Origin of the sequence: Rathayibacter rhapontici (genome assembly GCF_001995175.1) — a bacterium.
Lineage (GTDB): Bacteria > Actinomycetota > Actinomycetes > Actinomycetales > Microbacteriaceae > Rathayibacter.
Window position 1 is genome coordinate 1 of the sequence record NZ_MUKN01000102.1, and the last position, 5,771, is coordinate 5,771.

Genomic DNA, 5,771 nt, shown 5'->3' on the forward strand with positions numbered 1-5,771 from the left:
CGACGCGCGCCTCGATCCGCTGCTCCGGGCCGACGGGCGTGACGACGCCCTCGGCGGTCACGACGACGTGCGGGAGGCGGCCCTCGACCCAGAGCCGTCCGTCGGAGTCGACGCGGCCGACGTCGCCGGTGCGGTGCCAGCGCTCGCCGGGCACGGCGCCGATGCGCGCGGCCCGATCGGTCAGCCAGAGCCGCTCGTAGTGGTCCTCGACGTGCCCGGCCGAGACCACGATCTCGCCGGTCGTGCCGATCAGCTCGTCGAAGGAGTCGGCGGCGCGGCCGTCGGCGCGAGCGGGGCGATGCGCACGCGGACGCCCGCCGCGGGCACGCCCACGCAGACTCCGCCGCGCGGGTCGTCGTCGGCCGCGGCCGCGCGGATGCCCTCGAGCGAGGCGTCGGTGAGGAGCAGTCCCTCGGTCATGCCGTAGGGGGTGCGCGCCGACGCGTTCGGCATCAGCGCCTGCGCCTGCGCGAGCAGGCCCTCGGACACGGGCGCGCCCGCCGAGAGGAAGGTCCGCACCTCGCGAGGACCCGGCGGTCCTCGCCGGTGAGCGCGTCGGCCGTCGCGACCACGTTCGCGAGGGCGGCGGGCGAGAGGAACACCACGGTCGCCTCGACCTGCGCGGCAGCGTCGGCCACAGCGGTCGCGGTCAGCGTGCGCGGCGCGGTGACCTCCATGTCGGGAGTCGCGGAGCGGGCGCCGAGCGCGGGGCCCAGCAGCGCGAACGGAGCGAAGCCGGCGACGAGTCCGGTGCCCGGCCCGATGCCGTACTGGCGGGCCAGGGCGTCGCGGACGCCGGCGAGCTGGCGGTGCGTGTAGACGACGCCCTTCGCAGGCCCTGTCGAGCCCGAGGTGAACAGGATCGCGGCGACGTCGTCGGCCGCGGGCGCCTCGGCGAGCAGCCCGGGATCGGCGGCGAGCTCGGCGCGGCCCAGCTCGATCAGCTGGCCGATCGAGCTGTCGACGCCGAGGGCCGCCGCGGAGGCGCGCGGGAGCGTCTGCGTCGAGACGCGGCCGCCCGGCCAGCCGAGGGCGCGCGCGACGGTCAGGCCCGGGAGCGCACCGACCACGAGGTCCGGCCACGCGCCGCGGACGGCCCGCGTGAGGCCCTTCAGACCCAGGCCCGCGTCGGCGACGACCACGACGGCCCCGATGCGCAGGCAGGCGTAGAGGAGCGCGGTGAGATCGGCGCCCGGCGGCACCAGGAGCGAGACGCGGTCGCCCGGGCGCACGCCCGAGGCTCGGAGCCCCGCGGCCAGCTCGTGCACCCGGCGCGAGAGCAGGCGCCAGGAGACGCGGCGCGGGCCGTCCCCGCTCGGCGGGGCCATCTCGACGAGCGCGAGCCCGTCGTCGTCGGCGTGCGTCTCGAGGTGGCGCCAGAGCGGCTCGATCGGAGCCGTCGGACGGCGGACGTCCGGAGCGGCGCCCGACTCGGAGAAGGCGTCGCCGAGCCAGGTCAGCACGGCCGGGGCGTAGTCGACGTCCTCGGCGACGAGGTGGCCGGCGCCCTCGAAGCGGTGCACCTGCGCGTGCGGCAGGCGGGTGACGAGGTCGTCGAGGTAGCGGTCCGAGAAGATCGGGTCGAGCGGGCCCCAGAGCATCAGGGCGGGCACGTCGAGGCCCGGGACGCCGGCCGCGATGCGGGTCAGCTCGCCGTGGCTCGGGTGCGCGGCGTCCACCGGGATGTCGGCGACGAATCCGCCGACCCCGCCCCGTCGCTCCGCTCCGCGGTAGGGGGCGCGGTACCCCTCCTTCACGGCGGCGGGGAGCGCCGGATGCGCGATCGCGAGCGTGGTCTCGAGGAACGCCGGCGTGCCGACCGTGGAGGCGCCGAGGACCCCCGACGCGAGCGCCAGGCGCAGCGGCGCGGGGATCGGCTCGCCGTCCGGCTGGTGCACGGCGGTGTTGAGCAGCATCACGGCCGACAGCGCGTCGGGGTGGTCGACCGCCCAGCCGAGCGAGACGACTCCGCCCCAGTCGTGCCCGAGGGTGACGACGTCGCTGTCCAGGCCCAGCACGTCGGTGAGGTTCGACAGCTCCCGGACGCGGTCGGCGAGCGCGTGCAGCGCGCCGGTGCGCTCCGAGAAGCCCATCTCGAGCTGGTCGACGGCGACGACGCGCCAGGCGGGCCCGCCGCTCCGTGCGGTCTCGACGGTGGCTGCGGCCAGGCGGCGCCAGAGGTAGGACCAGGTGGGGTTGCCGTGCACGCACAGGATCGTGCCGACGGGCTCGGCGCCGAGGGCGTCGAGCGTGTCGAGCAGGTGCCAGCGGCGCGGCACGCCCTGGGCGTCCGGAGCATCGACGAGCCGCGACCACGAGGGGTCCAGCCCCTCCAGCCCGGGCGGCGGCAGCTGCGCCGGCGCGGTGGAGCCGAGCGCGGAGCGGATCCGCGCGCCGGGTGGGGACCGGCGGGCGGGGTCACCAGGCGATCTCGAGCATCGCGGTGTTGATGCCCGAGCCCACGCCCATCAGCAGCACGCGGTGGCCGGGCTGCAGGGTCTTCGACTCCTGCGCGAGCGTGATCGGGATGGAGGCGGGGCCGACGTTGCCGAGCATCGCGTAGGTGGTGGGGACGCGGTCGCGGTCCAGGCCCACGGCCTTCACCAGTGCGCTGGTGTGCACCTCCGAGACCTGATGCATGATGTAGCGGTCCATGCCGCTCCACTTCCAGTCGCGCTTCGCCTCCTTCCAGGCGGAGACGACGAGCTCCATGCCGCCCTTCAGCAGGGCCTTCGCGTCGGTGAACATGCCGTCGACGCTGCCGACGCAGAGCTCGTTGAACTGGGTCGCCGCGCGGGTGATGCCGCCGAGCAGGCGGTGCCCCTTCGGGTGCGCGTCGGCCGGGCCGAGGATGGCCGCCGCCGCTCCGGACCCGAGCGTGAGGCTGGCGAACTCGCTCATGAAGTCCTTGCGCGAGACGCCGTCGCGGCTGAGGCGCTCGATGGTGTTGACCTGGATCTCGTCGGCGTCCTCGCCGTCGATGATCATCGCGTAGCGGATCTGGCCGGAGTCGATCAGCTGGGCCGCGAGCGTCATGCCGCTGACGAAGCCCAGGCAGGCGTTGGCGATGTCGAAGTTGATCGCCGAGGACGGCAGGCCGAGGCCGTGGTGCAGGCGCACCGCCACGGACGGCTCGAGGTGCTTGCGCGTGACGGAGGTGTTGATGATGAGGCCGATCTGGTCCGGCCGCACCCCCGCCTCCTCGAGCGCGCGACGCCCGGCGTCGATGGCCGCCGCGTCGAAGGTCTGGTCGGCGCCCCAGTTGCGGCGCTCGTGCACTCCGGCGACCCGCTGGAGGAGGCCGGTGGGCAGGCGCAGCCGCTTGAGGGCCGGCGCCAGGCGCGCGTCGATCTCCTCGGAGGTCGTGACGTTCGGGGCGATCGTGGTCGCGACGGACAGCAACGCGACGTTGCGGTGCGTGGTCGTTGCGTTTCCGTCCAACGGAACTCCCTGTCGAGTTGTCGATCGTGGCAGGTGCCGCGATGATTTTACGCTTTCGTTCACTCCGTGAATCCTGGACGGCGGCTGGGTGCGAGGGGAACCCCCTCGACTCCCCGACTCCCCTGTCCTCGCGCGGATCGCGGCCGATGGCCACACCGGGAGCCCGCTGTCAACCTCCCCGGGCGCGACGCCTCAGGTCCCCATCGCCCACGGCTCGCGGTCGCCCCGCAGCCGTGCGGCGAGCGCCATCGCCTGCTCGTCGGTCAGCGTGGCGACGTAGTCGACGATGCCGCGGGCGCGGCCCAGCCGCTGCAGCGACTCCGGATCCACGCGCGGCCTCCCCCGCTCCCCCGCGGGCAGCCACTCGGGCCGGTCGGCGCGCAGCCGGAAGTACCCGTCGGTGGCGAGCTCGATGAGGTCGAGCAGCTTCTGCGGGGCGCGCGAGCCGTCGCGCGGGTCGTCGAGCCAGTCGTCGAGGTGCGTGACGAGCGTCTCGAGCACTCGCGACTGCCCGCGCTGGTAGGTCGCGAAGTCCGGGCGGTCGATGACGAAGCGGGTGTGCACGAACTTCAGCACGGCCACGTCGTGCCAGGCGTCCGGGAGCAGCGACACGTGCCCCGAGCGGACGTTCGGCTCGGCGAGCACCAGCACCGAGCGCTGCAGGCGGCCGATCCAGGACGACACGAACGACTCGATCGCCCGCTCCGTGCGGGTGGAGCCGTCGAACGGCACCGCGAGGAGCCCCTCCACCAGCTCGGTCGACACCCGCTCGACGGAGGAGCGGAAGTGCTCGTCGCTGGCGATCCACGGGTCGCGGGCGACGAGCCGTCGCCGCAGCATCTCGAGCGAGTGCCCGGGCGCGCGGGCCCAGAGCTCGCCCGCGTCGAGGGCGGCGAGCGCGTTCTGCTCGCGGAGGAACGCGCGGAACTCGACGGCGACCGCGGCCTGCTGGAGCACTCCGGCGCGGTAGAAGTCGTCGAGGTCGTGCAGGGAGTAGGCGATGTCGTCGGCGACGTCCATCACCGAGCACTCGAGCGTCTGCTGCCAGGGAGCGATCGCCTCGAAGCCGCTCCGCGCATCGAGCAGGTCGTCGAGGTCGAGGGTGTAGGCCGAGAACTTGGGCGGTGCGGTCTCCCACCGGCTCGCGGTCGAGCCGCGCGGCAGCTCGGTGGGGTCGGCCGACTCGATGTCGGGCCGGCAGACGGTCCTCCCCCAGGGGTACTTCAGAACGGCCGCCCGGGAGGCGGCGGTCAGGTTCAGCCCGGCCTCGACCGTCTCGCAGACGTCGAGCTCCGACAGGATCCGGAAGGACTGGGCGTTGCCCTCGAAGCCCTCCTCGAGCCCGAGCCGCTCGCGCGCCAGGCGGTCGAGCGCCTGCTCGCCGAGGTGCCCGAACGGAGGGTGACCGAGGTCGTGCGCGCTGGCCGCGGCCTGCACGACCACCGGATCGCAGCCGCCGAGCCGCTCGACCAGGTCGCGCTGCGCCGGGTCGGTGGTGGTCAGCTGCATGGCGATCGCCCGGGCGACGGCGGTGACCTTGATGGAGTGGGTCAGCCGGTTGTGCACGACCTGCCCGACCCCCGAGGGCGAGATGACCTGGGTGACGGCGGAGAGCCGCGCGAAGTAGGGCGAGAAGCGGATCCGCTCCAGGTCCACCCGGTACTCGGGGAAGTCCTCGCCGGTGGCGAAGCGGTCGACGGGCTCGGGGATGCGGCGGTCGGTGCGGCGGTCGCGGTGGTGCCGGACGGTGCCGCTGCTCTCGACGGTGCCGCTGTTCTCGACGGTGCTCTGCTGGGCCTCCATCCCGCTCACCCTAGACGAGGGTCGGGTCGACGTCGGGACGCCTCCGGGGGCCGACCGCCGTGAAGACCGCCGCCGCGAGAACGGCGCCCAGCACGTAGGCGACGAGGTCGAGCCAGGCGAAGGTCGTGCCGAGGACCAGGCGCAACGGCTGCCACTGCTCGACGAGCCGCGCGGCGACTCCGATCGCCTGCAGCTGCTCCATCGCGATCGACCAGGCGAGCGCGACGCCCGCGGCGGGCACGCCCGCGAGTCCCGGGAGGACCGCCGCCACCAGGAGCGCGACGAGCACGACGTAGAGGACCCCGCCCGCCAGGTCGGCCGGCAGCCCGACGAGGAGGAAGCGCAGGGCGAGGCCGAGCGCCAGGGCCGCCACGGCGGCGAGCAGGTACGGCGCCCGCGCCCTCACCGGCCGCTCCCCGGCCAGGCCGCGAGCAGCCGGTCGTGGGCGCGGAGGAAGGAGCGGTCGTCGGCGACGCTCCAGCCGAGCGGACCGGGCGAGGCGACGACGAGGGGCACGAGCACGGTGC

6 protein-coding genes are annotated in these 5,771 nt (G+C 74.7%); all 6 read right to left on the reverse strand.

The window, feature by feature from the left end; genetic code table 11:
* On the reverse strand, positions 1–229 hold a 229-nt coding region (locus B0T42_RS22495), incomplete at its 3' end, for a hypothetical protein (RefSeq protein WP_158078190.1).
* Between the two features lie 20 nt (positions 230–249).
* Positions 250–489 carry a hypothetical protein gene (locus tag B0T42_RS22500; RefSeq protein ID WP_158078191.1) on the reverse strand — a complete coding sequence of 80 codons (240 nt, stop codon included), beginning with the start codon at positions 487–489 and terminating at the stop codon, positions 250–252.
* Positions 453–2,279, reverse strand: coding sequence for an alpha/beta fold hydrolase (locus B0T42_RS18500; protein ID WP_342418285.1), 1,827 nt, complete (start codon positions 2,277–2,279; stop codon positions 453–455). The genes B0T42_RS22500 and B0T42_RS18500 overlap by 37 nt, the downstream gene beginning before the upstream one ends.
* Before the next feature lie 139 nt (positions 2,280–2,418).
* Positions 2,419–3,441, reverse strand: a complete 1,023-nt coding sequence (locus B0T42_RS18505; RefSeq protein ID WP_077224446.1) for a 3-oxoacyl-ACP synthase III — start codon at positions 3,439–3,441, stop codon at positions 2,419–2,421.
* Positions 3,442–3,633: 192 nt separating this feature from the next.
* Positions 3,634–5,244 carry a deoxyguanosinetriphosphate triphosphohydrolase family protein gene (locus tag B0T42_RS18510; protein ID WP_077224448.1) on the reverse strand — a complete coding sequence of 537 codons (1,611 nt, stop codon included), beginning with the start codon at positions 5,242–5,244 and terminating at the stop codon, positions 3,634–3,636.
* Between the two features lie 10 nt (positions 5,245–5,254).
* Positions 5,255–5,650 (reverse strand): DUF2809 domain-containing protein, encoded by a 396-nt coding sequence (locus tag B0T42_RS18515; protein ID WP_158078192.1) that lies wholly within the window; start codon positions 5,648–5,650, stop codon positions 5,255–5,257.
* Positions 5,651–5,771 lie beyond the last annotated feature (121 nt).

What these genes read in the sequence shown, in the direction of transcription:
- B0T42_RS18510 (WP_077224448.1), bottom strand. Translation starts at nt 5,244, where the DNA reads ATGGAGGCCCAGCAGAGCACCGTCGAGAACAGCGGCACCGTCGAGAGC.